This is a genomic window from Pseudomonas sp. YA1 (assembly GCF_058680555.1).
In genome coordinates this window covers 235,090-261,307 of record NZ_JBZWBG010000001.1, presented here as the reverse complement: position 1 = coordinate 261,307, position 26,218 = coordinate 235,090, and the positions used below count along the sequence as shown (strand labels likewise).

19 protein-coding genes and 1 pseudogene are annotated in these 26,218 nt (G+C 64.7%); 15 read left to right on the top strand and 5 right to left on the bottom strand.

Translation table 11 applies throughout. The features are described from left to right. Window position 1 precedes the first annotated feature (1 nt). From AC4OR5_RS01185 to trpB, 3 genes are all read right to left on the bottom strand, one after another. Entirely contained in the window at window positions 2-625 is a 624-nt protein-coding gene (locus AC4OR5_RS01185) for a response regulator transcription factor (RefSeq protein WP_003111192.1), read from the bottom strand. A 185-nt stretch (window positions 626-810) separates the two neighbouring features. Beyond that, on the bottom strand, window positions 811-1,617 hold the full coding sequence (trpA, locus tag AC4OR5_RS01180; RefSeq protein ID WP_003097337.1) for a tryptophan synthase subunit alpha: 807 nt from the start codon (window positions 1,615-1,617) through the stop codon (window positions 811-813). Then, complete coding sequence (gene trpB, locus AC4OR5_RS01175; RefSeq protein ID WP_003097340.1) at window positions 1,614-2,822, bottom strand: tryptophan synthase subunit beta; 1,209 nt, start codon at window positions 2,820-2,822, stop codon at window positions 1,614-1,616. Before trpB ends, trpA begins: the two co-directional genes overlap by 4 nt. Window positions 2,823-2,925: 103 nt before the next feature. Here trpB and trpI point away from each other — a divergent pair, with 103 nt between their 5' ends. From trpI to AC4OR5_RS01120, 11 genes and pseudogenes are all read left to right on the top strand, one after another. Next, the gene (gene trpI / locus AC4OR5_RS01170) at window positions 2,926-3,813 is read left to right on the top strand and encodes a trpBA operon transcriptional activator TrpI (RefSeq protein ID WP_003111191.1); all 888 of its coding nucleotides are present in this window, start codon (window positions 2,926-2,928) and stop codon (window positions 3,811-3,813) included. 100 nt (window positions 3,814-3,913) lie between these two features. Further along, the gene (locus AC4OR5_RS01165; protein WP_003097345.1) at window positions 3,914-4,129 is read left to right on the top strand and encodes a dodecin; all 216 of its coding nucleotides are present in this window, start codon (window positions 3,914-3,916) and stop codon (window positions 4,127-4,129) included. Between the two features lie 183 nt (window positions 4,130-4,312). Next, on the top strand, window positions 4,313-4,540 hold the full coding sequence (locus AC4OR5_RS01160) for a DUF1161 domain-containing protein (protein WP_079992385.1): 228 nt from the start codon (window positions 4,313-4,315) through the stop codon (window positions 4,538-4,540). 296 nt (window positions 4,541-4,836) lie between these two features. Continuing rightward, on the top strand, window positions 4,837-6,525 hold the full coding sequence (gene tpsB2, locus AC4OR5_RS01155) for a two-partner secretion system transporter TpsB2 (RefSeq protein WP_031628933.1): 1,689 nt from the start codon (window positions 4,837-4,839) through the stop codon (window positions 6,523-6,525). Window positions 6,526-6,637: 112 nt separating this feature from the next. Then, window positions 6,638-16,810, top strand: coding sequence for a two-partner secretion system putative hemagglutinin TpsA2 (gene tpsA2 / locus AC4OR5_RS01150; protein ID WP_058159884.1), 10,173 nt, complete (start codon window positions 6,638-6,640; stop codon window positions 16,808-16,810). After that, window positions 16,749-17,063: a CPCC family cysteine-rich protein gene (locus AC4OR5_RS01145; RefSeq protein ID WP_099887517.1), complete on the top strand. Its 315-nt coding sequence runs from the start codon at window positions 16,749-16,751 to the stop codon at window positions 17,061-17,063. The genes tpsA2 and AC4OR5_RS01145 overlap by 62 nt, the downstream gene beginning before the upstream one ends. A 235-nt stretch (window positions 17,064-17,298) precedes the next feature. Beyond that, window positions 17,299-17,769, top strand: a complete 471-nt coding sequence (locus tag AC4OR5_RS01140; protein ID WP_153549580.1) for a hypothetical protein — start codon at window positions 17,299-17,301, stop codon at window positions 17,767-17,769. 297 nt (window positions 17,770-18,066) lie between these two features. Beyond that, a complete protein-coding gene (locus AC4OR5_RS01135) occupies window positions 18,067-18,468 on the top strand; it encodes a DUF6911 family protein (protein ID WP_124097176.1) in 402 nt (133 codons plus the stop codon). A gap of 330 nt (window positions 18,469-18,798) precedes the next feature. Beyond that, a complete protein-coding gene (locus AC4OR5_RS01130) occupies window positions 18,799-19,116 on the top strand; it encodes a MafI2 family immunity protein (protein ID WP_071536153.1) in 318 nt (105 codons plus the stop codon). A 223-nt stretch (window positions 19,117-19,339) separates the two neighbouring features. Beyond that, window positions 19,340-19,536, top strand: a pseudogene (locus AC4OR5_RS01125) (transposase); the annotation flags it as partial. Between the two features lie 179 nt (window positions 19,537-19,715). Further along, window positions 19,716-20,111, top strand: coding sequence for a hypothetical protein (locus AC4OR5_RS01120; protein ID WP_003083536.1), 396 nt, complete (start codon window positions 19,716-19,718; stop codon window positions 20,109-20,111). A gap of 270 nt (window positions 20,112-20,381) precedes the next feature. Here the strand turns inward: AC4OR5_RS01120 and AC4OR5_RS01115 are convergent, their stop codons facing one another. Continuing rightward, a complete protein-coding gene (locus tag AC4OR5_RS01115) occupies window positions 20,382-21,791 on the bottom strand; it encodes an MgtC/SapB family protein (protein ID WP_031285743.1) in 1,410 nt (469 codons plus the stop codon). 163 nt (window positions 21,792-21,954) lie between these two features. Between AC4OR5_RS01115 and exoT the strand changes: the two genes are divergently transcribed. The 4 genes from exoT (at window position 21,955) to AC4OR5_RS01095 (ending at window position 25,557) form a co-directional block, all read left to right on the top strand. Then, window positions 21,955-23,328 carry a T3SS effector bifunctional cytotoxin exoenzyme T gene (gene exoT / locus AC4OR5_RS01110; protein ID WP_058159886.1) on the top strand — a complete coding sequence of 458 codons (1,374 nt, stop codon included), beginning with the start codon at window positions 21,955-21,957 and terminating at the stop codon, window positions 23,326-23,328. A 496-nt stretch (window positions 23,329-23,824) separates the two neighbouring features. Continuing rightward, window positions 23,825-24,511 (top strand): CsgG/HfaB family protein, encoded by a 687-nt coding sequence (locus AC4OR5_RS01105; protein ID WP_003083559.1) that lies wholly within the window; start codon window positions 23,825-23,827, stop codon window positions 24,509-24,511. A gap of 30 nt (window positions 24,512-24,541) precedes the next feature. Continuing rightward, window positions 24,542-24,895 (top strand): DUF4810 domain-containing protein, encoded by a 354-nt coding sequence (locus AC4OR5_RS01100; RefSeq protein ID WP_003083569.1) that lies wholly within the window; start codon window positions 24,542-24,544, stop codon window positions 24,893-24,895. Beyond that, window positions 24,892-25,557 carry a DUF799 domain-containing protein gene (locus AC4OR5_RS01095; protein WP_003083573.1) on the top strand — a complete coding sequence of 222 codons (666 nt, stop codon included), beginning with the start codon at window positions 24,892-24,894 and terminating at the stop codon, window positions 25,555-25,557. The genes AC4OR5_RS01100 and AC4OR5_RS01095 overlap by 4 nt, the downstream gene beginning before the upstream one ends. Window positions 25,558-25,571: 14 nt before the next feature. Here AC4OR5_RS01095 and AC4OR5_RS01090 read toward each other — a convergent pair whose 3' ends face one another. Further along, window positions 25,572-25,955 (bottom strand): helix-turn-helix domain-containing protein, encoded by a 384-nt coding sequence (locus AC4OR5_RS01090; protein ID WP_023100071.1) that lies wholly within the window; start codon window positions 25,953-25,955, stop codon window positions 25,572-25,574. Between the last annotated feature and the right edge of the window lie 263 nt (window positions 25,956-26,218).

The window sequence follows — 26,218 nt, the reverse complement described above, 5'->3', positions numbered from 1 at the left end:
CTCAGATCAGCTCGTGGCGGCGGGCGAAATCGATCAGGCCGGCCAGGGAATGGGCGTTGAGTTTCAGCATGATGCGTGACTTGTAGGTGCTCACGGTTTTCTCGCTGAGGAACAGCTGCTGGGCGATGGCCTTGTTGGTGTTGCCGTTGGCCAGGTACTGCAGCACGGTCATCTCGCGGTCGGAAAGGCTTTCCAGCATGCGGGCCTCGTTGTCGCGGCTCTGCTGGTTGATGCTGCGCAACGCCCCGGTGGGGAAGTGGATGTAGCCGGCCAGCACGGCCTTGGCGGCGAGCAGCAGCTCGGAGAGGTTTTCCCTTTTGCTGACGAAGCCCATGGCGCCGGCCTGCAGGCAGCGCGGGGCGAACTGCGCCGGATTCTGCCGGGTCAGGACCAGGACCTTGGTGTCCAGCTTCAGGGACTTCAGGCGGGCTATCACTTCGAGACCGTCGATCTTGGGGATGCCGATGTCCAGGATGGCCAGGTCGGGAGACTTCTTGCGGGCTACCTGCAGGGCTTCGGCACCGTTGTCGGCCTCGCCGACGATGGTGAAACCGTCGCGCTCGAACAGCAAGCGCACGGCCAGGCGGATAGCGGGATGATCATCGACGATCAGCACCTTACTCATGCGAACCTTCTTTGAATGCGTTGGCTATTTGGGTGAGGCGCTATTCAAGGCTTCGGCAGAGTCGGCGGACAATAAGACGTTTCTGAAAGTGACCGTGAATTTTTCCTCACGGTTCTGGCAGCGTGCAACGCAAGGCCAGGCGCAGCGGGTTGCCTGCGCCTGGCGAATGCCGCTGTCAGGGTCTGTCAGCGTGCGTTGCGCACGCCTTCGGCCAGCTCGCCGCACAGGGCGAGGACATCCTTGACCGCCTGGGCATTGTCGCGGGCCTTGGCGATCCGGTCGATCAGCGCCGAGCCGACCACCACGCCGTCGGCCAACCGCGCGACCGCGGCGGCGTGTTCGGCGCTGCGGATGCCGAAGCCGATACCGATCGGCAGGTCGGTATGCCGGCGCAGGCGCGCCACCGCTTCCTCGACGTGTTCCAGGGTCGCCGCGTTGGCGCCGGTGACGCCGGCCACCGACACGTAGTAGACAAACCCGGAACTGCCTTCGAGCACCGTCGGCAGGCGCTGGTCGCCGGTGGTCGGGGTGGTCAGGCGGATGAAGTCGAGGCCGGCGGCCTGGGCCGGGTGGCAGAGGTCTTCGTTGTGCTCCGGCGGCAGGTCGACCACGATCAGGCCGTCCACCCCCACCTCCTTCGCCTCGGCGATGAAGCGCTCGACGCCGTAGTGGTGGATCGGGTTGAAGTAGCCCATCAGCACCAGGGGTGTCTCGCTGTCGCCGCTGCGGAATTCGCGGACCATCTGCAACGTCCTGGCCAGGGTCTGGCCGCCGTCGAGGGCGCGGATGTTGGCCAACTGGATGGCCGGGCCGTCCGCCATCGGATCGGTGAACGGCATGCCCAGTTCGATCACGTCGGCTCCGGCCGCCGGCAGGCCTTTGAGGATTTCCAGGGAAGACGCGTAGTCCGGGTCGCCGGCGGTGACGAAGGTCACCAGGGCGGCGCGGTTTTCCTGCTTGAGCTGGGCGAAGCGGGTCTGCAGGCGGCTCATGCTTTCGACTCCTGTTGCATGTGGTGCATGACGGTCTGCATGTCCTTGTCGCCGCGACCGGACAGGTTCACCACCATGATGTGCTCCTTGGGCAGGCTGGGCGCACGCTTGAAGACCTCGGCCAGGGCATGGGAGCTTTCCAGTGCCGGGATGATGCCTTCGAGGCGGCAGCAGGTGTGGAAGGCCTCCAGGGCTTCGTCGTCGGTGATCGAGGTGTACTCGACGCGGCCGGTGTCGTGCAGCCAGGCGTGTTCCGGGCCGATGCCGGGATAGTCGAGGCCGGCGGAGATGGAGTGTGCGTCGATGATCTGGCCATCCGCATCCTGCAGCAGGAAGGTGCGGTTGCCGTGCAGCACGCCGGGAACCCCGCCGTTCAGGCTGGCCGCGTGCTTGCCGGTGTCGATGCCGTGGCCGGCGGCTTCCACGCCGACGATCTGCACCCCGGCGTCGTCGAGGAACGGGTGGAACAGGCCCATGGCGTTGGAGCCGCCGCCGATGCAGGCGACCAGCGAATCGGGCAGGCGCCCTTCCTTCTCGGCCAGTTGCTCGCGGGTTTCCTTGCCGATCACCGCCTGGAAGTCACGGACCATCGCCGGGTACGGATGCGGGCCGGCGACCGTGCCGATCAGGTAGAAGGTGCTGTCGACGTTGGTCACCCAATCGCGCAGCGCCTCGTTCATGGCGTCCTTCAGGGTACCGGTGCCGGCGGTCACCGGGATCACCTCGGCGCCCAGCAGCTTCATGCGGAAGACGTTGGCCTGCTGCCGGTCGATGTCGGTGGTGCCCATGTAGATCACGCACTGCAAGCCGAATCGCGCGGCGACGGTGGCGGTGGCCACGCCGTGCATGCCGGCGCCGGTCTCGGCGATGATGCGTTTCTTGCCCATGCGCCGGGCGAGGAGGATCTGGCCGATGCAGTTGTTGATCTTGTGCGCGCCGGTATGGTTCAGCTCCTCGCGCTTGAGGTAGATCTTCGCTCCGCCGCAGTGCTCGGTCAGGCGCTCGGCGAAGTACAGCGGGCTCGGCCGGCCGACGTAGTCGCGCTGGAAGTAGGCCAGTTCCTCCTGGAACGCCGGGTCGTCCTTGGCCTTCTCGTACTCGCGGGCGAGGTCGAGGATCAGCGGCATCAGGGTCTCGGCGACGTACTGGCCGCCGAAGCGGCCGAACAGGCCCTTGGCGTCGGGGCCGTTGCGATAGGAAGTCATGGAGGGCTCCAGGAAATGACGTATGGGCAGAATCTAATCCCCCCGCCGGGCAAAAGAAACCGATAAGATTGCGCAAACCTGTCAGGAAAACTCACGAATAGCCATGAGCCGCGACCTGCCCTCCCTGAATGCCCTGCGCGCTTTCGAAGCCGCTGCCCGGTTGCACAGCATCAGCCTGGCGGCCGAGGAACTGCACGTTACCCATGGCGCCGTGAGCCGGCAGGTGCGGTTGCTCGAGGACGATCTCGGGGTGGCCCTGTTCGGCAAGGATGGACGCGGCGTAAAACTCACCGATTCCGGCGTTCGCCTGCGTGACGCCTGCGGCGATGCGTTCGAGCGACTGCGTGGCGTCTGTGCCGAGCTGCGCCGGCAGACCGCCGAGGCCCCGTTCGTCCTCGGCGTACCCGGCAGCCTGCTGGCGCGCTGGTTCATCCCGCGGCTGGACCGGCTCAACCGTGCCCTCCCCGACCTGCGCCTGCAACTGTCCACCAGCGAGGGCGAGTTCGATCCGCGTCGTCCCGGCCTGGACGCCATGCTCTGGTTCGCCGAGCCGCCCTGGCCGGCGGACATGCAGGTCTTCGAACTGGCGCCCGAGCGCATGGGCCCGGTGGTCAGCCCGCGCCTGGCGCAGGAAACCGGCCTGGCCCAGGCGCCCGCCGCGCGGCTGTTGCAGGAGCCGCTGCTGCATACCGCCTCGCGGCCCCAGGCCTGGCCGGCCTGGGCCGCGAGCCAGGGGCTGGCGGCGGAGGCGCTGCGCTATGGCCAGGGGTTCGAGCATCTCTACTACCTGCTGGAAGCGGCGGTGGCGGGCCTCGGCGTGGCCATCGCCCCGGAGGCGCTGGTCCGCGACGATCTCGCCGCGGGCCGCCTGGCGGCGCCCTGGGGCTTCATCGAGACCGATGCGCGCCTGGCCCTGTGGGTACCGGCGCGCCTGCACGATCCGCGTGCCGGGCGCCTGGCGCAATGGTTGCGGGAGCAGTTGGCAGGCTGAGCGCTGGCGATTTGCTGCACTTTTCCGGCTCGGCTAGTGTCCATTGAACAGAGGCGCCCGTCGGGCGCGAAGAACCAGGCATCGTCCGGGGAGAGAGTTCATGTCCAATCACCACACCTACAAGAAGATCGAACTGGTCGGCTCGTCCAAGACCAGCATCGAGGACGCCATCAACAACGCCCTCGCCGAAGCGGCGAAGAGCATCCAGCATCTGGAATGGTTCGAGGTGGTGGATACCCGCGGGCACATCGAGAACGGCGCCGTCGGCCATTACCAGGTGACCCTGAAAGTAGGGTTCCGTATCGCCAATAGCTGATGGCACCCTGGAAACCTGTCCACGATCGCCTGCGCCCTGGAAAGGCCGCCGTGTCTTTCCGCTTCGCCGGATCATGCACAGGCTATGAGGGCGGCGTGCCTCCATGGGCGGCGCGCTCGTCTCAACCTTGCCGCATTTGGCAAGCCTGACCCGTTCGGGTCTTCATCCATGCAACGAGGGAATGTGTTCATGAAGAAGTTGATGTTGGCAGTCGGCCTGTTTGCCGTGGCGGGCAGCGCATTCGCCGCCAAGCCCTGTGAGGAACTGAAAGCCGAGATCGATGCGAAGATCAAGGCCAACGGCGTTCCTGCCTACACCCTGGAAATCGTCGACAAGGGCAGCGTCACCGACAAGAAGTTAGTCGGCACCTGCGACGGCGGCACCAAGGAAATCGTCTACCAGCGCGGCTGATGCAGCGCCTGCGACGAGCAGTATCCGGGGCCGGCTTTCCCATGGGAGCCGGCCCTTTCTTTTTGCCGCGATGAGTACCTTACCAACGATGGGTCTTGTTGCAGTTCGTCGAGAAAGCGTGCCATCTAACGGATTAATCCAAAAGTCTGTGTTAGGTTTTTCGGCACGCCCAGATGGCCTTGTGCCTTAATTCCGGATTGTCCGACTCATGGAAGACGGATTTCGGAATATTCCTGCTTACCCGCTGTAGCCGCTGGGCCAACATCGCGCCTTTCTGTATTTCAAGGAATGAAATCGTGGCTCTCCATCGCCTGGCCTTTATCTTCCTGTGCCTGCCCCTCATGGCCAGCGCCGCCCCCTTCACCTCCCCCGGTGACCGCGACCTGATCCGCGACCGCCAGCAGCGCCTGCTGGACGAACAGCGCAAGCGCCTGGAGGAACTCCAGCAACTGCCCGGCAAGGGAGCGCCCGCCGCTGCGGATGCCTCCGGCGACGACGAGCGCTGCTTCGAGATTCGCCGCATCGAGCTGGAAGGCGCCGGGCACCTTGGCGAAAGCGCGCGTCGCCAGTTGCTGGCGCCCTACCAGGGGCGCTGCCTGGGCGTCGGCCAGCTCAATGCGCTGCTCAAGGCCGTCACCGACCATTACCTGGATCGCGGCTACGTCACCACCCGCGCCTACCTGCCACAGCAGGACCTGGCCTCCGGGACCCTGCGCATCATCGTCGTCGAAGGCCGCCTGGAGGGCCTGGACAGCTCCGCGCTGGCCAGCCCGCGCGAACTGGCGATGAGCTTTCCGGGCAGGACCGGCGAGCTGCTCGACCTGCGCGAACTGGAGCAACTGGTCGACCAGTTGAGCCGTCTGCCGTCGCGCCAGGCGCAACTGGAGCTGGTGCCCGGCAGCGAGGTCGGCGGCAGCCGGGTGCGTCTCAAGGGCGAGCGCGACAAGCCCTGGCGGGTCTCCGCCACGCGCAACAACGACGGCGACGTCAGCACCGGCGAGCAGCAGATGGGCCTGGGCCTGGACTGGGACAGCCCGCTAGGCCTGGCCGACCAGCTCAACCTGCGCGCCAACCGCGACGCGGTGACCGACCGCTGGCGCCATTCCGACAGCCAGAGCCTGTTCTACACCCTGCCCTGGGGCTGGTGGACCTTCACCTACGGCTACAGCCAGAGCGACTACCGCACGCGCAACGAGGCCAGCGGCTTCCCCTTCAAGCTCGATGGCGACAGCCGCAGCCATCAGTTCCGCGCCGAACGCGTGCTGCACCGCGACGGCGTGAGCAAGACCGCCATGAGCCTGGGGCTCAGCCACCAGCGCACCAACAACTATGTCGAAGACACCCGCCTGGAAGACCAGAGCACGCGGATCACCGAGACCCAGCTCGGCTTCAACCATGGCCGGCGGATCGGCAGTGGCTTCGTCAACCTCGACCTCGGCTGGCAGCAGGGCATCGGCGCCCTTGGCGCGCAAGGTCGCGGCCACCCGCACGCGGGCGATCCGAATGCGCGCTACGACAAGTACAGCCTGACCCTCAGCTACCTGCAGCCGTTCCAGCTATGGGGCGAGCGCTTCAGCTTCGACAGCCTGGCCACCGGGCAAAGGAGCGAGGACGTGCTGTTCAGCCCGCAGCGCATCAGCCTCGGCGGCAACAGCTCGGTGCGCGGCTTCAAGGACCAGACCCTGACCGGCGACAGCGGCGGCTACTGGCGCAACCAGTTGCGCTGGCGGCGCGCGGTGGAATGGGCGCCGCTGCGGCCCTGGCTGCAGGAATACGGCGTGGCCTTCGCCTACGACGTCGGCGTGATCCGCCACGACCGCTACAACGACGGCGCCAGCGGGCGCATGAGCGGCAACGCCATCGAACTGGATGCCCGCGGCCGCTATTTCGCCGCCAGCGTCGGCTTCGCCCGCTCGCTGGAGCGGCCCAGCGCCATCGAGCGGCGCGAGCACCCCATCTATTTCCGGGTCGACGCGTTCTTCTGAAGACGCGGCGACCTCCTGAACGCTTTAGGAAAGCGCCTACCTGCATCGAGGCCCTTTCCTTGGAAAACCTTGCTTAACCTCGCCGGGCCCCTACCCGCCAAGGAGTAACGATATGGACATCCGCAGCCCGCTGAACCAGTGCATCGCCCTGTCCCTGGCCGGCATCCTGTTCCTCAACCCGATCGTCGCCACGGCGGCGGGGCTGGCGCTGGACAAGGCCGCCGGCGGCAACACCGGCCTGGGCCAGGCGGGCAACGGCGTGCCCGTCGTCAATATCGCCACGCCCAACGGCGCCGGACTGTCGAACAACCATTTCCGCGACTACAACGTCGGCGCCAACGGGCTGATCCTCAACAACGCCACCGGCAAGACCCAGGGTACCCAGCTCGGCGGGATCATCCTCGGCAACCCCAACCTCAAGGGCCAGGCGGCGCAGGTGATCCTCAACCAGGTCACCGGCGGCAACCGCAGCACCCTGGCCGGCTACACCGAGGTGGCCGGGCAGTCGGCGCGGGTGATCGTCGCCAACCCGCACGGCATCACCTGCCAGGGCTGCGGCTTCATCAACACGCCGCGCGCGACCCTCACCACCGGCAAGCCGATCATGGACGGCCAGCGCCTGGAGCGCTTCCAGGTGGACGGCGGCGACATCGTCGTCGAAGGCGCCGAACTGAACGTCGGCAACCTCGAACAGTTCGACCTGATCACCCGCAGCGCCAAGCTCAACGCCAAGCTCTACGCGAAGAACCTCAACATCGTCACCGGCCGCAACGACGTCCAGGCCGACAGCCTGCAGGCCACGCCGCGCGCCGCCGATGGCAGCGAGAAGCCACAGCTGGCGATCGACAGCTCGGCGCTGGGCGGGATGTACGCCGGGGCGATCCGCCTGGTCGGCACCGAGCAGGGCGTGGGGGTGAAGCTGGCCGGCGACATGGCCGCCAGCGGCGGCGACATCCGCATCGACGCCAGCGGCAAGCTGAGCCTGGCCCAGGCCTCCAGCCAGGGCGACCTGAAGATCGCGGCCCAGGCCGTGGAGCTGAACGGCAAGACCTACGCCGGCGGCAGCGCCGAGATTCGCAGCGCGGAGGAACTGGTCAACCGGCAGAGCCTGGCGGCGCGCGAACGCATCGCGCTGGAGGCGGCGCATATCGACAACGCCGGGGTGATCGAAGCCGGCGTCGAGCCAGACGAGCGACGCAACGCGCGCGGCGACCTCGAGCTGCGCAGCGGCACCCTGCGCAACGCCGGCAGCCTGGTGGCCAGCCGCGCGCTGGAAGCGAAGGCGAGCCAGGCGCTGGACAACCAGGGCGGCAGCCTGAAGGGGGCGACCGTCCGGGTCGACGCCGGGCACCTGGACAACCGTGGCGGCAAGCTGCTCGCCGAGGGCGAACTGCGGGTCGAGGCGAGCAGCCTGGACAACCGCCAGGACGGCCTGTTGCAGAGCCGTGACCGCGCCGTGGTCAAGACCCGTGGCGATCTCGACAACCGTGGCGGCCAGGTGATCGGCCTGAACGACCTGGAGGTCGGCGCGGCGACGCTCGACAACGGCCAGCAAGGCCTGCTCGGCAGCCAGCAGTCCACCCGCATCAGCGCCCAGGCGCTGGTCAACCGGGGGGACGGCGAAGTCTCCGGCAAGCGCGTCGAGGCCCGCGTCGGCAGCCTCGACAATCGCGGCGGCAAGCTGATCGGCGACGACCTGCTGGTGGTCGCCAGCGGTGCCATCGACAACCGCCTCGGCTTGTTCTCCGCGGCCAACCGCCTCGACCTGCGGGCGCGCAGCCTGGACAACAGCGGTAAGGGCACGCTGAGCAGCCGGGGCGGCCTGGAGGTCAGCCTCGGCGGCCTGCTGGACAACCGCGATGAAGGCAACCTGCTCAGCCAGGGCGCGCAGCGCGTGACGGTGGGGCAACTGGACAACCGCGCCGGCGGCCTGCTGTCGAGCCGCAGCGAGTTGAACGTCCACGGCGCCAGCCTGGACAACCGTGGCGGCGTGCTGGTGGCCGACGCTGGCCTGAGCGCCACGGGAGGAGCCTTCGACAACCGCGACGGCGGCAGCGCCAGCGGCAAGGCTGGCGTGCGCGTGGAGGTCGCCAGCCTGCGCAACGACCAGGGTGGCAAGCTGCTCAGCGATGGCCGCCTGGACCTCGCAGCGAACGCCGTCGGCAACGCCGGAGGGCGTATCGCCGCCAAGGGCGACCTGCAGGCGACGCTTGGCAGCCTGGCCCAGCAAGGTGGCGAACTGGTCAGCGAAAAGACCCTGAAGGTCGCGGCCGACACGCTCGACAACAGCCAGTCCGGGCTGATCGCCGCGAATGGCGGCATCGCTATCGAGGCGCGGCAGGTCGACAACCGCGCCGGCGAGATTTCCAGCACCTCGAAGGTCGCCGTGAACGCCCGCGAGCAACTGGACAACCGCGGCGGCAAGGTCATCGGCGACAGCGGCCTGCGCCTCACCGTGCAGCGCCTGCTGAACCAGGCCAAGGGGGTGCTGGCCGGGCGCGACGGCCTGAGCCTGGACGGCGGCGAACTGTTCAACGGCGACGGCGGTCGGCTCGACAGCCAGAACAGCCTGAGCGTGAGCCTCGGCGGCGTGCTGGACAACCAGGGCGGCGCGCTGGTCAGCGAAGGCAGCCTGACGGCGCGCGCCGCGCGCCTGGACAACCGTGGCGGAACCTTCTCCAGCGCCGGTGCGCTGGCGCTGACCAGCCAGGCCGCGCTGGACAACCAGGGCGGCAGGCTGCTCAGCGATGCCGGCGTGACGCTGAAGGGCGCCAGCCTCGACAACAGCCGTTCCGGCGTGATCAGCGCCAAGGGCGCGGTGGATATCCGCACCGGCGTGCTGGACAACAGCCGCAACGGCGGCATCGGCAGCAACGCCGGCATCACCCTGGTGGCCGCCCGGCTGGACAACGGCCAGCAGGGCCGGATCAGCGCCAAGGGCCTGCTCGACGCCAACCTGAAAGGCCTCGACCAGCGCGGAGGCGGCGTTCTGGTCAGCGAAACCGGCGTCACCCTCGACCTCAATGGCGGCACGCTGGTCAACCGCGACGGCGGCCTGATCGCCACGCCCGGCGCGCTGCTGCTGCGCCAGCTCGGCGCGGTGGACAACGGCGCCGGCGGGGAAATCTCCAGCGACCGCGCCTTCACCCTCGCCGCCGCCAGCCTGGACAACCGCGGCGGGCGCCTGATCGGCGCCGACAGCCTGACCCTGCGCATCGCCCAGGCCCTGGACAACAGCCTGGCCGGGGTGATCTCCGGCGCCGCCGGCCTGGACATCGCGGCCGCTCGCCTGGACAACAGCGCCAAGGGCACCCTGGCCAGCCGCGCCGGCATCGACCTGCGCGTCGACGGCGCGCTGGACAACCACGCCGAAGGCACCGTCTCCGGCGCCCGCCTGACGCTCGCCAGCGCCTCGCTGGACAACAGCGGCAAGGGCCTGCTCTCCGGCAACGCCGGCCTGAGCGTCGTCACTGGCGCGCTGGACAACGCCGAGGGTGGCCAACTGATCAGCCAGGGAGTGCTGGACGTCAGCAGCGCCGACCTCGACAACCGTGGCGGCGCCCTCAGTGGCAAGCAGTCGCTGCGCCTGAGCGCCGCCAACCTGGACAACCGTGGCGGCCTGCTCACCAGCGACGGCGAACTGGAACTGGCGGCAGGGCGCGTCGACTCCGCCGACGGCGGCGAAATCTCCGCCCGGGGCGACCTGCGCCTGACGGTCGAGCGCCTGGTGCAACGCCAGGGTCGGCTGATCGGCGAGCGCGGCGTCAGTCTCGACCTGCGAGGCGGCGACCTGGACAACCAGGGCGGCCTGATCAGTGCCCGCGGCCCGCTGAGCATCGAGCGGCTGAACGTCCTCGACAACCGCCAGGGCGGCGAGATTTCCAGCCAGCAGGGCTTCGAGCTGCTGGCCAGGCGCATCGACAACGGCCAGCAGGGGCGCATCATCAGCGCCGGGAAACTGCGCCTGGACGCCGACGCGCTGGGCAACGCCGGCGCCGGCCTGCTCTCCGGATGGCAGGGCCTGACGGTGACAGGCGGGAGCCTGGACAACAGCGCCGGCGGCACCCTTTCGAGCAAGGACGGCGAGCTGGCCATCAGCCTCGGCGGCGCGCTGGACAACCACGGCCAGGGCGCCCTGGTCAGCAAGGGCGCGCAACGGATCGACGCCGCCAGCCTGGATAACGCCCAGGGCATCGTCTCCGGCGAAAGCGACGTGACCCTGAGCATCGCCGGGAAGCTGGACAACGGCCAGGGCGGCCTGGTCTCGGCGCAGCGCGCGCTGAGCTTCGAGCGCGACGATACGCTGCTGAACAACGCCGGCGGCCGGATCAACGGCGGCAGCCTGCTGCTCAAGGGCGCCAGCCTGGATAACAGCGACGGCCAGTTGATCAGCCAGGGCCGGCTCGACGCCATCCTCGGCGGCGCCCTGGTCAACACCGGCGCGGCGCGCCTGGCCAGCGGCGGCGACCTGCTGCTGCGCAGCGCCAGCGTCGACAACCGCGGCGGCAAGCTGGTAAGCCAGGGGCTGCTGGAGATCAGCGCCGGCAGCCTCGGCAACAGCGCCTCCGGCACCCTCGCCAGCCAGGCCGGCATGAGCCTGCGCCTGGGCGGCGGCGCCCTGCGCAACCAGCAGGACGGCCTGATCTTCAGCCAGGCCGGCGCCCTCGAGGTGCAGGCCGGCAGCCTGGACAACCGCCAGGGCACGCTCCAGGCCCAGGGCGACAACCGGCTGCGTATCGGCGGCGCGCTGGACAACCAGGGCGGCCGCCTGGACAGCCGGGCCGGCAACCTCGACCTACAGAGCGGCAGCCTCGACAACGGCGCCGGCGGCGTGCTCAACAGCGCCAAGGGTTGGCTGAAGCTGGTCACCGGGCTGTTCGACAACAGCGCCGGCGTCACCCAGGCGCAGTCGCTGGAGATTCGCGCCGGGCAAGGCGTGCGCAACCAGCAGGGCCATCTCTCGGCGCTGGGCGGCGACAACCGCATCGTCACCGCCGACTTCGACAACCAGGGCGGCGGCCTCTACGCCAGCGGCCTGCTCAGCCTCGACGGCCAGCGCTTCCTCAACCAGGGCGCGGCGGCGGGCCAGGGCGGCAAGGTCGGCGCCGGGCGCATCGACTTCAGCCTGGCCGGCGCGCTGGCCAACCGCTTCGGCCAGTTGGAAAGCGAGAGCGAGCTGCACCTGCGCGCCGCCGCGATCGACAACAGCGGCGGCAGCCTGCGCGCCCTCGGCCGCAGCGGCAGTACACGGCTGGTCGCTGGCGGCCTGAACAACGCCTACGGCGTGCTGGAAAGCGCCAACCAGGACCTCGACCTGCAACTGGGCAGCCTGGCCAACGCCGGCGGGCGCATCCTCCACACTGGCAACGGCACCTTCGGCCTGGATTCCGCGCAGGTGATCCGCGCCGGCGGCGAACTGACCACCAATGGCCTGCTGGACATCCGCGCCAGCGAATGGACCAACAGCAGCGTGCTGCAAGCCGGACGCCTGAACCTGGACATCGGCACCTTCCGCCAGACGGCCGAGGGCAAGCTGCTGGCGGTGCAGTCCTTCACTGGCCGCGGCGGCGACTGGAGCAACGACGGCCTGCTGGCCAGCGACGGCAGCTTGCGACTCGACCTGAGCGGCGGCTACCGTGGCAACGGCCGCGCCACCAGCCTCGGCGACTTCGCCCTGAACGCCGCCAGCCTCGACCTCGGCAATGCCGCCAGCCTCGCCGGCGGCGCCAATGTCACGCTTGGCGCCGGCAACCTGCTGGTCAACCGTGGGCGGATCACCGCTGCCGGCGACCTCGTGGCCAGCGCCGCGAGCCTGAACAACTACGGCACCCTGGGCGGCGGCGGCAACCTGCGATTGAACGCGCACGCCCTGCTCAACGAGCGCGGGTTGCTGTTCAGTGGCGCCGACATGACCCTGCGCGCCGGCGACATCACCAACCTCTACGGGGATGTGTACAGCCTCGGCAGGCTGGATATCGCCCGCGACGATGCCGGCAACCGTGCCGCCAGCCTGCGCAACCTTTCCGGGGTGATCGAGAGCGGCAAGGACTTCAGCCTGCGTGCCAGCCTGATCGAGAACCGTCGCGCCGTGCTGGAAAGCAAGTCGGGTCTGTACACCGCGAAGATGGAGCAGACCGCCTGCATCGAAGGCGTCAACGCGGGCGACTGCAGCGGCAAGCGCAACGCCATCTGGACCATCACCCAGCGCGACAAGACCGAGGTCACCGCCAGCAGCGCCATGGGGCAACTGCTGGCCGGAGGCGACTTCGCCATCGACGGCGGCACCCTGAACAACCTTTCCAGCCTGATCGGCAGCGGCGGCAACCTCACCGCCAACCTCGAAGTCCTCGACAACCAGGGCCTGGAAACCGGCGAGCTGGAAACCATCCGCGTGCTGCGTACCGCTCGCGGCGGCGATATCGGCGGCATCGACCTGAAGTCGCGCAACTTCACCAACCTCTACTGGTACCAGAGCGCCAATTTCGACCCGGCGCGCGCGGGCGAGATCCCCGCCGCGCTCAACGCGATCCTCAGCGACTGGTCCTTCGAGTACGAATTCCCGAGCAAGGGGCCGACCCCGATCAGCAGTGGCGACCAGTCCTACGCAGCGGTGATCCAGGCCGCCGGCGACGTCACGGTCAATGCCAGCACGCGCATCGACAACGGCGTCACCCGCCCCGGCTACACCTTCGTCGGCAGCGGCCGCCAGGTGGGCGACAGCGCGGTGGGCGGCAGCGGGGTTTCGGTGGTCGTGCCGCTGACCTCGCAACTGCCGCCCGACCTGGCGCGGCGCCAGGTCAACCCGGTTACCCTGCCCGGCTTCAGCCTGCCCCAGGGCGACAACGGCCTGTTCCGTCTCAGCTCGCGCTTCGCCGAGGACGGCAATGGCAGCGCCGCGCTCGGTGCCGGCGCCGACCGCACCCAGGGCGGTAGCGGCGTCTCGGTCGGCCAGCAAGGCGCCGGCAACGTCGCCGGTACCTGGCAGGGCCAGGGCGTGCGAGTCGATGGCCTGGCTGGCGCGGCCAACGTCCAGGGTCAGGGCGGCAGCGCGCTCGGCGGTAGCCTGCCGGGCGTCGCCCGGGTCCAGGGCGTGCCCGGCAACGCCACGCCGAGCGCCAGCCACAAGTACCTGATCGAGACCAACCCGGCGCTCACCGAACTGAAGCAGTTCCTCAACTCGGACTACTTGCTCAGCGGCCTGGGCATGAACCCGGACGCTAGCAAGAAGCGTCTCGGCGACGGTCTCTACGAGCAGCGGCTGATCCGCGACGCGGTGGTGGCGCGCACCGGCCAGCGCTACATCGACGGGCTGAGCAGCGACGAGGCACTGTTCCGCTACCTGATGGACAACGCCATCGCTTACAAGGACCAACTGCACCTGCAACTGGGTGTGGGTCTGAGCGCGGAGCAGATGGCGGCGCTGACCCACGACATCGTCTGGCTGGAAGAGGTCGAGGTGAACGGCGAGAAGGTCCTCGCGCCGGTGGTCTACCTGGCCCAGGCGGAGGGTCGGCTGGCACCCAACGGTGCGCTGATCCAGGGCCGCGACGTGAAGCTGGTGAGCGGCGGCGACCTGCATAACGTCGGCACCCTGCGCGCGCGGAACGACCTCTCGGCGACGGCCGACAACCTCGACAACAGCGGCCTGATCGAGGCCGGCAAGCGCCTCGACCTGCTCGCCGGCGACTCGATCCGCAACCGCCAGGGCGGGGTCATCGCCGGGCGCGACGTGAGCCTCACCGCGCTGACCGGCGACGTGATCAACGAACGCAGCGTGACCCGCTACGACAGCGCGCTCGACGGCCGCACCTGGGAGCGCAGCTTCGCCGACAGCGCCGCGCGGGTGGAGGCGGCGAACAGCCTGAACGTCCAGGCCGGACGCGACATCGCCAACCTCGGCGGGGTGCTGCAGAGCCGCGGCGACCTCAGCCTCGACGCCGGACGCGACGTCACCGTCGCCGCCGTCGAGGACCGCCAGGGCCAGACCCGCTGGAGCACGTCGCGGCTACAGAGCGTGACCCAGCTTGGCGCCGAAGTCAGCGCCGGGCGGGACCTGAACGTCAGCGCCGGGCGCGACCTCAGCGCAGTGGCCAGCGCCCTCGAAGCGCGCCGCGACATCGCCCTCTCCGCCGGGCGTGACGTGACCCTGGCGGCGGCGGCGAACGAGGAGCATGCCTACAGCAAGACCAGGAAGGTCACCTACCAGGAAGACAAGGTCGCCCAGCAAGGCACCCGCGTGGATGCCGGCGGCGACCTGGCGATCAATGCCGGACAGGACCTGCGCCTGATCGCGAGCCAGGCCAGCGCCGGCGACGAAGCCTACCTGGTGGCCGGCGACAAACTGGAACTGCTGGCCGCCAACGACAGCAACTACTACCTGTACGACAAGAAGAAGAAAGGCGACTTCGGCCGCAAGGAAACCCGGCGAGACGAAGTCACCGACGTCAAGGCGGTGGGCAGCCAGATCAGCAGCGGCGGCGACCTCACCCTGCTCAGCGGCGGCGACCAGACCTACCAGGGCGCGAAGCTGGAATCGGGCAACGACCTGGCCATCGTCAGCGGCGGCGCGGTGACCTTCGAGGCGGTGAAGGACCTGCACCAGGAGAGCCACGAGAAGAGCAAGGGCGACCTGGCGTGGCAGTCGTCGAAGGGCAAGGGCCAGACCGACGAAACCGTGCGCCAGAGCCAGATCGTGGTCCAGGGGAATCTGGCGATCAAGGCCGTGGAAGGGCTGAAGATCGACCTCAAGCATATCGACCAGAAGACCGTGAGCCAGACCATCGACGCGATGGTGCAGGCGGATCCGCAACTGGCGTGGCTGAAGGAGGCCGAGCAGCGCGGGGATGTGGACTGGCGCAGGGTGCAGGAGGTGCACGATAGCTGGAAGTACAGCAACTCGGGGTTGGGGGCTGCGCCGTCACTGGCCATTGCCATCGTTGCAGCTGCTTACCTCGGCCCGGTGTATGGCGCAATGGCCAGCAATCTTGCGACCGGGACCATAAACAATGGCGGTGACTTCGGAAAGGGGCTGAAGTTTGCGACGAGCTCCAATGCTTTGAAGGGATATGCCGTTGCGGGTGCGACAGCTTATTTGGTCAGTCCGCAACTGGATGAGATGTTTGGTGTAAGCACCGACAACGTCAATAAAGTCACTAAAGGATTTGACCTGAGCACTATGAGTGGTCTAGGTGGGTTCGCCACCTATTCTATCATTCAAGGTCTCTCTCAAGCGGGTATTCAAACTGCCGCGTTTGGTGGAAGTTTTGCAGACAACTTAGGTGATGCAATGGCCGGTCAAGCAACAAACTTGGCTATGGCTGCTGGGTTCAATCTCATCGGTGATTGGGCTGATGGAAAGTTTGATTCTGGCTCTCCGCAAAAAGTTATGGCGCATGCCTTGATGGGAGGATTGCTCGCTCAGGCAACAGGTGGAGACTTCAAAACTGGGGCTATGGCAGCAGGGGCTAACGAAGCGCTTGTCAATGTGCTGTCTAACATGGCCGGTGGCGAAGAAAAGCTAGAGCTTATGGCCTCACAGCTAACAGGTCTTCTTGCTGCTACTGTAGTTGATGGAGATGTTGCGAAAGGGGCAGAGATTGCCAAGAATGCAACGGCCTACAATCAGCAGGTTCACCGGGACGCTCTGAGTCGACTGAAAAGAGGAATGAGTGCGCTTCATGAACAAGGCAAGTATGCTGATCTCGAGCCGGAGACAGTGCTTGCTGACCTGCAAAAAATAGCCAGTGGCGAAGCCAAAAGCGTTTCAGATTTGAACCCGAAAGTGGTTCAGTTTCTGAATAGTGAGTTTTCTCCTGCGAGCCTGAGAGAAACGTTGTTTGAGCCGGAGTCCTGGGAAGAGTATGCTGCGATAGCCGTCGATGTACTTTATCCAACGCCTGGGGGGAAGGCAGCAGCTATTGAGAAGGCTGGTGGTAAGCTGTCTAAAGAGGCGTTGGAGGCTCTGGAGAAGAAGTTTTCTTCTGATGCTTTAAAGAATGCACTATGGACTTCAACGAAAAGTAAATCAGCCATTGAAAATGCATTTGGACATTGGCAGAAGCACAAGGGCGAGTTTCCAGAGTTTAAAAATGCCAAGCAGTACGTTGAAGGTACGCAGAATTTCTTGAGTAGTCCGCCCCCGGGGACGTTAACCAAGACACGCCCAAATGGTGATACACTACTATTCGATCCAAAAACCAATACCTTCGGGGTAAAGGACGCAAATGGTGCGCCGCGTACCATGTTCAGGCCTCAGGACGGCATTAACTATTGGAATAGGCAGTAAGGAGAGCCCAGTGAGATATCCTTGCCCGTGCTGTGGATACTTAACTTTTGATGAGGAGCCGTGCGGAACTTATGAAATATGTCCCGTGTGTTACTGGGAAGATGACATTGCTCAGAATAAAGACCCTGATTATGATGGTGGTGCTAACGGGATAAGTCTGAACAATGCCAAAGAGAACTTTTTTAAATATGGAGCGATAAAGCGGGAATTTTTAAAAAACGTCAGGAAACCTTTGGATGACGAATCACTATGACCATAAGGGGTAAAGGAGCCCAAGGGAGCATAAAGGGGACAGATTTATTTTCCCTACTCTAATTTTCTAAGCAGGGAGGCTCCAGCGCAGACGCCGTAAGGAGGCTCCGCGATGCCTAGGTAAGGGCGCATGGTTTAGCGAATTATTTGCTTTGAGCGTTTCAGAGTGGGCGCAGTCGCCGAAATTAGAGTAGTAAAAATAAAATCTGTCCCCTTCCCAATTCGGATGAGATACCATGAAGAAAATAGTATCTTTTAAAGATTTAAAGTGTTTGAGTAATTATGAATTATGGAAGTCCGGTTGGGAGAATAAGAATGAGATTGATATTTTTTCATATATTTCCTATGAAATCAGGCCAGAAGATTTATTGATCTTGGGGAAATTGGTTTTTCCTGATTTTATCTTGGATAGGGGGGCGGTAATACTGGAGATGAACTATGAGGCAGAAAAGTTTAATGGCTGGATGGCAAGATTCGAAGATGATATCCAGTCTGTAGAGAGATTTGTTAATCATACTCATATTTATGACATTTTTTCCGGGTGTAGTGAGGATGTAGAAGATGAAATTTTTGAGCAGCTTGCTCATATGCTTTCTCTATCATGGCGCTTAATTTTAAAAGAGAAATTTCCAGATAGAGATTTTTCGGTTTTGCTATCTTGCTCAGATCAAGATTATGGCCCTACTATTACTTTTTTCCAGAAATAAAAATACTTTATTAAATAAAGAATAAGTAAAGGGGTAGATTTATTTTCCCTACTCTAATTTCCTGAGCATGGAGGCTTCAGCGCAGATGCCGTAAAGGAATTTCGCGATTCCTAGGTAAGGGCGCATGGTTTAGCGAATTAGAGTGTTTCAGCGTGGGCGCAGTCGCTGAAATTAGAGTAGTAAAAATAAATCTGTCCCTTTTCCTGTCTTAACTATTCAAGCCAAGGATGATATTACAGGTTTGCCGAAGACGTATTACTGGGAGGTAGGAATGAAGTCAATTAGAGAGAAAAAAATATGATTGTTCTTGGTGGGTATTTGATTGCTCCTGAGGCTAAAAGAACTCAATTTCCGGTGGTGTCTGATCCTGACGAAGAAGAAGTTCTGGCAGCGCTTTCTAAGCTTCGCCACAGTTCGGGGGTGTTGGTTCTAAGAGTTAAGCCGGAACCTGAGATTGGCGCTTATGAAGTGGCGCTTCATGCAGAGAGTGGACGATTTATAGTTATGCTTAGCCAGCATGCTGAAGATGGTGAGCATGAGGTTTTCACGTTAAGAGGGGCTGGTGAAGGTAATGGATTTACTTATATTTTAGGCGAGGCATATCCTATGGCGGCAGTGACAGAAAATTTTGGGTTGATATGTAATTGTTTCAAAAAATTTTTGCTAGAGAGGGAAGTGTCTTCTGATGTGTGGGTTTAATGTTTCAACGTAAATGAAATAATAAAGGGAATAAAGGGAATAAAGGGAGCAGGTTTATTTTCCCTACTCTAATCTTCTGAGCAAAGGCTCCAGCGCAGATGCCGTAAAGGAACTTCGCGATGCCTAGGTAAGGGCGCATGGTTTAGCGAATTATTTGCTTTGAGCGTTTCAGAGTGGGCGCAGTCGCCGAAATTAGAGTAGTAAAAATAAATCTTTCCCCTTTTCTCTTAATCTCGGCGTTGGTATAACTGATCAGGCAACCAATGTATTTATTATCAAGGGCACAAAGAGTCCAAGTATTGTCCCTACAAATCCAAACTGGAGCCCCAAATGAGTAGCCAGCCAACGTTGGAAGAATGGAATTTTCAAGTGTTAATGCTAATTCAAGCGTTGGTAGGTGCGATATCTGCCAATTTTAGAATGATTGCATTGTTATGGGATGGCGATGAGTGGGTATTGAGATTTTATCTTGAAGAGAGCAACGAAGAGGAGGTTGAGGAGATTGAGGATGTTGTTTGCCAATATACGGCATATCAGGGCTCTAGTTTGAGATGCAGGTCTGAGTTGATCGTGGGGCGTGAACGCCTTCCGGGGCTTTCGGAGGTGGGTAGGGTTGTATACCGTCGCAGAGAGTCTTTTGATATTTAGTTGGGGCAAAAGGTAGCTCCGGCGCAGAAAGTGCTATCAATCAAGGCAGGCTTAATTCTCAGCTCCTGTCTGAGGAGGTTGCGAATGGCCACGCGTTCCAGAAACATGTAGTCGAACGGCAAGAGTTTGTTGATCTTAAGAATAAAGGGGACAGATTTATTTTCTCTACTCTAATTTTCTAAGCAGGGAGGCTCCAGCGCAGACGCCGTAAGGAGGCTCCGCGATGCCTAGGCAAGGGCAAGTGGTTTTACCGATTATCCGCTTCACATGGTCCAGCGGGGACACAATCGGCAAGTGGTATTCGCCGAGGACGAGGACTACCAACGCTACCTCTCCGATCCTCAAGACCTCGAGGATGCCTTCGATAACAAGCTCCATGCATTTTGCCGAATGGCCACCCATATCCATCTGCTCCTGGCGGCTTGCCGGCCCTCCTTTCTACTGCCCCGTCCCACAGCGCCCCAATGTACTAGTACACCGGAAACCGCCGTCTCCCGTTGAACGGGCGGGCCCCGGCCCCCTACCATTCGCAGCACACCGACCCGCGCAAAGGGAGCGGGATGCCGCGTAGGCAGACCGCCATGGAAGGAGAAGCACATATGCCGGTACTGGCTCTGAGACTCACCGCCCTGGCGGCCCTTGCGATCAGCGTGTCGGGGTGCGTCATGGAGGCCTATGGCAGTCGCGCGCGTAGCGATGCGCAGTCCTGGATCGGCTTGCCGATCCAGGACGTGATCAAGCGCTTCGGCGAGCCGGAACGCGTGACGGGGGATGCCGCCAGGCAGAAGTACGTGTGGAAGGAGTACGAGAACTATAGCCACGACTACGACTACACCTACTACGAGCAGGGCCATGGCAATACGCCCAACAGCTCGGTCCTGAACCAGAAGACCGGCACGGCCAACCAGAGCGGCTATTACACCTGCATCTACGAGTTCTTTGCCGACGCCTCGGGCAGGGTGGTCGATGCGACCGCGCGGGGTGAGTGCCGCTAGTTCCAGGCGCCCTTCACGCCGCAAAGGGCGATTGGCTCAGCCAGCCACCGCCTTGTCTCCGACGTCGCAGAGACGCCTCAGTCCAACGCGGAGGCGTCCCCTCCCCTCGCTCCGCCGTGATCGCCAGGCCGCCCTGCCTCACCCGGGTCCTGGTCCGGTCCTTGGCCTTGAAACCCGGCCGTTGCAGCCAGTAGCCGCGGAGGTTGATGCGGGGCGCCAGGCGGTTGTCGTCGCGTTCGTCCAGCGGCGCTCCGAGGTTTCCCCGGCGCCTCACAGCAGGATCAGCAGCGCTCCTACCAGCAGCCCCGCCAGGCTGAAGGGTAGCGTTTGCAGGGCCAGCCGCTTGCCGCCCACCAGCACGACCAGGCCGGCCTTGACCAGGCTGTTGCTCAGGGCGGCAAGGGCGATGCCGCGGCTGGCCACGCCTGGATCGAGTTCGCCCTGCGCCGCGCGGGCCAGGGACAGGGTGATCGCGTCGACGTCGGCGAGGCCGGAGAGCAGCGCGACCGCGTAGATGCCGGCATCGCCGAACAGCCGCCGGCCGACCTCCACCAACAGCAGGATCGCGCTCAGCAGGGCGGCGAAGCGCAGGGCCGGGAGCAGTTCGAAGGGGTTGCGCAGGCCTGGCTCGTCGGGCGCCTCCTGGCTGGCGCGGCCGCCGCGCAGGGCGTGGAACAGCGTGCCGCCAAGGTAGACGAGGGTGGTGGCGGCGAATGGCAGGGCCAGTTCCTTCAGCAAGGCCGGGTGGATCGCGCCGATCTCGACGAGGATGCGCGGGAACATCAGCGCCGAGGTCGCCAGCAGGGCGCACGCCAACAGGGCGTCGGGCATGCGCTCGCGCAGGCGCGCCAGGGTCAGGGTCATCACCGTGGAGGACACCAGGCCGCCGAGCACCGCGGTCAGCAACAGGCCCTTGCGCGAGCCGATCAGGCGGATGGCCAGGTAGGCGGAGAAACCGAGGGCGGCGATCAGCACCACCATCCACCAGGTCAGGTAGGGATTGAAGAACGCCCAGGGACCGTAGCCCTGGTTGGGCAGCACCGGCAGCAGGACCACGGAGATGAACAGCAGCTTGAGGGTGCCCGACAGTTCCTCGGCGGTCAGGCGCTTCAGCAGGGCGTGGAGCTTGTCCTTGAGGCTCAGCAGCAGGGTCAGCACGATGCCGCCGGCGGCAGCCAGCAGGCGCTGTTCGGTGAGGGCGAGGCTGCCGAGGAGGAAGGTCATCAGCAGGGCGATCTCGGTGGTCATGCCCTGGTCGCCGCCACGCCTGACGTCGCTCACGTAGCCGGCCACGGCCAGCGCCGCGAGGGCCAGCAGCAAGGCTACCCAGACCGCGCTGCCCAGTTCGCCCGCGAGCAGGGTGGCGAAGCCGCCGAGCAGGCCGGCCAGGCTGAAGGTGCGGATTCCGGCGATCTGCCGCGCATCTTCGTGGTCGCGCTCCTGCCAGCCGCGCTCGGCGCCGATCAGAAGGCCGATGGCCAGGGCCGTGCACAGGCTCAACAACAGATCCAGGGAAAGCGTCATGCTCGATTCCATTCGCCGGGAGAGAGGATGGCGACGTGCCTGTGCGCACCATAGCAGCAGACGACCCCGAGGTGCCTGCACGGTGGTACGCCGTCCGCCATGAGGCCGGCGCTGCCGCCGGTATCCATCGGGTTCTCCGCCCCGGTGTAGGCGCACGGGAGCTGGCGTAGGGAAAGTCCGCTGTTTTTCGGCCGCTGACGGTTCTCTTTCCGCGTGCTCCGACGGCCGCCAACAGTAAAAAAACCACGGCCAATCCTGATAGGCGGAGGGGCGCCTCGTTCCTAGACTGGCGGGGAAACATCAGGAGACGTCAATCATCATGCATATTCAATCATCTCAGCAGAACCCGTCTTTCGTGGCTGAGTTGAGCCAGGCCGTGGCCGGGCGCCTGGGACAGGTCGAGGCCCGCCAGGTGGCCACTCCCCGGGAGGCGCAACAACTGGCCCAGCGCCAGGAAGCACCGAAGGGCGAGGGCCTGCTCTCCCGCCTGGGGGCCGCCCTCGCGCGTCCCTTCGTAGCGATCATCGAGTGGCTGGGCAAACTGCTGGGGAGCCGTGCCCACGCCGCCACCCAGGCGCCGCTCTCCCGTCAGGACGCGCCGCCTGCCGCCAGTCTCTCTGCCGCCGAGATCAAGCAGATGATGCTGCAAAAGGCACTGCCCCTGACCTTGGGCGGACTTGGCAAGGCGAGCGAGCTGGCGACTTTGACAGCGGAGAGGCTGGCGAAGGATCACACGCGCCTGGCCAGCGGCGACGGCGCCCTGCGCTCGCTGGCCACCGCCCTGGTCGGGATTCGCGATGGCAGCCTGATCGAGGCTTCCCGTACCCAGGCTGCCCGCCTGCTCGAACAGAGCGTTGGGGGGATCGCGCTGCAACAGTGGGGGACCGCGGGCGGTGCCGCCAGCCAGCATGTACTCAGCGCAAGCCCGGAGCAACTGCGCGAAATCGCCGTCCAACTGCATGCGGTAATGGACAAGGTCGCCCTGTTGCGCCACGCGGTAGAGAGCGAGGTAAAGGGCGAGCCTGTCGACAAGGCGCTGGCGGAAAGCCTGGTGGAGCACTTCGGGCTGGAGGCGGAGCAGTACCTCGGCGAACACCCGGACGGGCCGTACAGCGATGCCGAGGTGATGGCGCTCGGTCTCTATACCAACGGCGAGTACCAGCACCTGAATTGGTCCCTGCGTCAGGGACGGGAGCTGGATGCGGGCCAGGCGTTGATCGACCGGGGCATGTCTGCCGCGTTCGAAAAGAGCGGACCGGCTGAACAGGTCGTGAAGACCTTCCGCGGCACCCAGGGCAGGGATGCCTTCGAGGCGGTGAAAGAGGGCCAGGTCGGCCACGACGCCGGCTATCTCTCCACCTCCCGGGACCCCGGCGTTGCCAGGAGCTTCGCGGGTCAGGGCACGATAACCACCCTGTTCGGCAGATCCGGGATCGATGTCAGCGAGATATCGATCGAGGGCGATGAGCAGGAGATGCTCTACGACAAGGGGACCGACATGCGCGTGCTTCTCAGCGCCAAGGATGGGCAGGGTGTGACCCGTCGGGTGCTCGAAGAGGCCACGCTGGGGGAACGGAGCGGCCACGGTGAGGGACTGCTCGATGCCCTGGACCTGGCAACCGGGACGGATCGTTCAGGCAAGCCCCAGGAACAGGACCTGCGCCTGAGAATGCGCGGCCTCGACCTGGCCTGACCGGTCGACGGCAGAGACGGACACTCCCAAGGGGTGTCCGTTTTCGTTTGCGCCGTACAGCGTCGGGCGCAATGGGCGGCAAGGATGCCTGCCTGGCTGCCACTGGTGGGTGGCGGACACCGGTGCCCGGCGTCCCACCTCGATCCTGCGAACGAGACGCAGTCAGAATTCTCCGAGTATGCTTCCTGCATAACGAAACGATCGGAATAACTGTGGTAACTTTGCCGCCCACCGAGATGGCCTATTGATGGCTCATACGGTTCGTGCATCGCTTCCCGCACGATTGTTTCGGATTTCCAAAGGCCGGCCGGGAGCGCCGGTTGATCGACACATTCGTATTTCAAGGAAAGAAAACGTGGCCACCCCATTTCGCCCCTCGCCTTGGCGCGCCGCCGTGCCGCCTGGCCTTCCTCGATTTTCACTACGCCCTCTTTTCCGCACACGGGTCGGCTAGAAGCCGCTCCGCGTCGATAGCGTTTTTTTCCAGGAGAACCCCATGAGTCACAGCGCCAACAAAGCACTACTGCCGCTCCTCGCCGTCGCCACCCTGGCCGGCCTGGCGGGCTGCGCCACCGAGACCTCCACCGCGTTGCCGGTACAGCAGGTCGAGAGCGTCAACCGACCCTACAGCGGCGTGCGTTCGCCGATTGCGGTAGGCAAGTTCGACAACCGCTCCAGCTACATGCGCGGGATCTTCTCCGATGGCGTCGACCGCCTCGGCGGCCAGGCCAAGACCATTCTCATCACCCACCTGCAGCAGACCAATCGCTTCAACGTGCTGGACCGCGACAACATGAGCGAGATCCAGCAGGAAGCGGCGATCAAGGGCCAGGCCCAGCGCCTGAAGGGTGCCGACTACGTGGTGACCGGCGACGTCACCGAGTTCGGCCGCAAGGAAGTCGGCGACCGCCAGCTGTTCGGCATCCTCGGCCGCGGCAAGTCGCAGATCGCCTACGCCAAGGTGGCGCTGAACATCGTCAACATCTCTACCTCGGAGGTCGTCTATTCGACCCAGGGCGCTGGCGAGTACGCCCTGTCCAACCGCGAGGTGATCGGCTTCGGCGGCACCGCCAGCTACGACTCGACCCTCAACGGCAAGGTCCTCGACCTGGCCATGCGCGAGGCGGTGAACAAGTTGGTCAACGCGGTCGATAGCGGCGCCTGGAAGCCACAGAACCAATAATCCACCAGAAACCAGGGAATCACGGCACACATGAGCAAGACGATCACATGGACGGCGGCGCTGCTGGGGAGCATGGCGCTGGCCGGGTGCAGCGGACCGAAGACGCTGTACCAGTGGGAGGGCTACCAGGCCCAGGTCCACGAATACTTCAAGGGTGAATCCAAGGAGGCCCAGGCGCAGGCGCTGGAAGCCGACCTCGAGAAGATCCGGGCGAAGAACGGCGCGGTGCCGCCGGGCTACCACGCCCAGCTGGGGCTGCTCTATTCCAGCATCGGCAAGGACGACCAGATGGTCCGCGAGTTCGAGACCGAGAAGGCGCTGTTTCCCGAGTCGGCGACCTACATGGACTTCCTCCTGAACAACGCCCGTGGAGGTGCCCGTTGAAACTCGCCCGACTGTCCGGCCTGGTGGCCGGTTTCACCCTGCTGGCCCTGCTCGGCGGCTGCGCGCCGACCAAGAGCGTCGACTACTCGGCGTTCAAGCAGGCCAAGCCGCGCTCGATCCTGGTCCTGCCGCCGCTGAACGAGTCGCCCGACGTGAAGGCGACCTACAGCATGCTCTCGCAGGTCACCTTCCCGCTGGCCGAGGCCGGCTACTACGTGGTGCCGGTGGCGCTGGCCGACGAGACCTTCCGCCAGAACGGCCTGACCAGCGCCGGCGACGTGCACCAGGTGTCCCCGGCCAAGCTGCGCGAGATCTATGGCGCCGACGCGGCGCTGTACGTCACGGTGAGCGACTACGGCACGCGCTACATGGTGATCAGCAGCGCGACCATCGTCACCGCCAGCGCCAAGCTGGTCGACCTGCGATCCGGCACCACCCTGTGGACCGGCTCGGCGACCGCCTCCAGCGAGGAAGGCAACGGCGGCAACAACGGCGGCCTGGTGGGCATGCTGATCACCGCGGCGGTCAAGCAGATCATCAACAGTTCGGTGGAGGACGCCGGTTATCCGATCGCCGGGATGACCAGTGCGCGCTTGCTCTCGGCCGGCCAGCCGGGCGGACTGTTGTACGGCCCGCGCTCGCCGAGGTACGGCAGCGACTGAGCCGTGCGCCGGGGCTACGGGGACGTCTCCGTGGCCTCGGTGCAAGCCGCCGGGAGGGGCTTGGCCGCCGCGTTGCGCTTGGCCATGTACTGGCGGATCAGGTCGTCGAGCAACGCCCGGATGGCGCGCCGCTCGTCCAGCCGCAGGCGGCCGATGGCCTCGAACTGCAGGCGCAGGTCTTCCGGTAGCGCCTGCCGCTCGCTGCGCTCGCAGACCAGCCAGTCGAGGGGCACCGCGAAACGTCCGGCGATGGTTTGCAGCACCGCCAGCGACGGCTGCCCGCCCTTGGTTTCGAAGTGCCGCAACTGGCTCACGGTGACGCCCAGTCGCTCGGCCATCTGCCGTTGGGTCAGGGCGTTCTGCTGGCGTAGGCGTAGGAGATTCTGCGCGAAGCTCATGGAAAACTCTCCAAGTCAGGGGAAATCCTTGCCACCGCCCCGGTGATGCGGGCGATGGCGGTTGTCTCCATCATCGGCGTTCGCACTCTTCGACTCTGCCCTACCGTTCCGGCGCGGGCCTGGGAAAGCTCCGGGTCGTGAGTCCGAGGTTTCCCCGCGTGCCGCCTTTTTCGATTCAGTAGAGGCTGAAGCGACGGGCTACCGTCCCGTTGGCCTGCGTCGGCGGCAGTTCGGCTCCGCGGCGAAGCGATAGGTCGCGAGGG

Bases quoted from the DNA above. Each gene is read 5' to 3' on its own strand.
- AC4OR5_RS01185 (WP_003111192.1), bottom strand. From the start codon at position 625: ATGAGTAAGGTGCTGATCGTCGATGATCATCCCGCTATCCGCCTGGCC.
- trpA (WP_003097337.1), bottom strand. From the start codon at position 1,617: ATGAGCCGCCTGCAGACCCGCTTCGCCCAGCTCAAGCAGGAAAACCGC.
- trpB (WP_003097340.1), bottom strand. From the start codon at position 2,822: ATGACTTCCTATCGCAACGGCCCCGACGCCAAGGGCCTGTTCGGCCGC.
- trpI (WP_003111191.1), top strand. From the start codon at position 2,926: ATGAGCCGCGACCTGCCCTCCCTGAATGCCCTGCGCGCTTTCGAAGCC.
- AC4OR5_RS01165 (WP_003097345.1), top strand. From the start codon at position 3,914: ATGTCCAATCACCACACCTACAAGAAGATCGAACTGGTCGGCTCGTCC.
- tpsA2 (WP_058159884.1), top strand. From the start codon at position 6,638: ATGGACATCCGCAGCCCGCTGAACCAGTGCATCGCCCTGTCCCTGGCC.
- AC4OR5_RS01145 (WP_099887517.1), top strand. From the start codon at position 16,749: ATGGTGCGCCGCGTACCATGTTCAGGCCTCAGGACGGCATTAACTATT.
- AC4OR5_RS01140 (WP_153549580.1), top strand. From the start codon at position 17,299: ATGAAGAAAATAGTATCTTTTAAAGATTTAAAGTGTTTGAGTAATTAT.
- AC4OR5_RS01135 (WP_124097176.1), top strand. From the start codon at position 18,067: ATGATTGTTCTTGGTGGGTATTTGATTGCTCCTGAGGCTAAAAGAACT.
- AC4OR5_RS01130 (WP_071536153.1), top strand. From the start codon at position 18,799: ATGAGTAGCCAGCCAACGTTGGAAGAATGGAATTTTCAAGTGTTAATG.
- AC4OR5_RS01120 (WP_003083536.1), top strand. From the start codon at position 19,716: ATGCCGGTACTGGCTCTGAGACTCACCGCCCTGGCGGCCCTTGCGATC.
- exoT (WP_058159886.1), top strand. From the start codon at position 21,955: ATGCATATTCAATCATCTCAGCAGAACCCGTCTTTCGTGGCTGAGTTG.
- AC4OR5_RS01105 (WP_003083559.1), top strand. From the start codon at position 23,825: ATGAGTCACAGCGCCAACAAAGCACTACTGCCGCTCCTCGCCGTCGCC.
- AC4OR5_RS01100 (WP_003083569.1), top strand. From the start codon at position 24,542: ATGAGCAAGACGATCACATGGACGGCGGCGCTGCTGGGGAGCATGGCG.
- AC4OR5_RS01090 (WP_023100071.1), bottom strand. From the start codon at position 25,955: ATGAGCTTCGCGCAGAATCTCCTACGCCTACGCCAGCAGAACGCCCTG.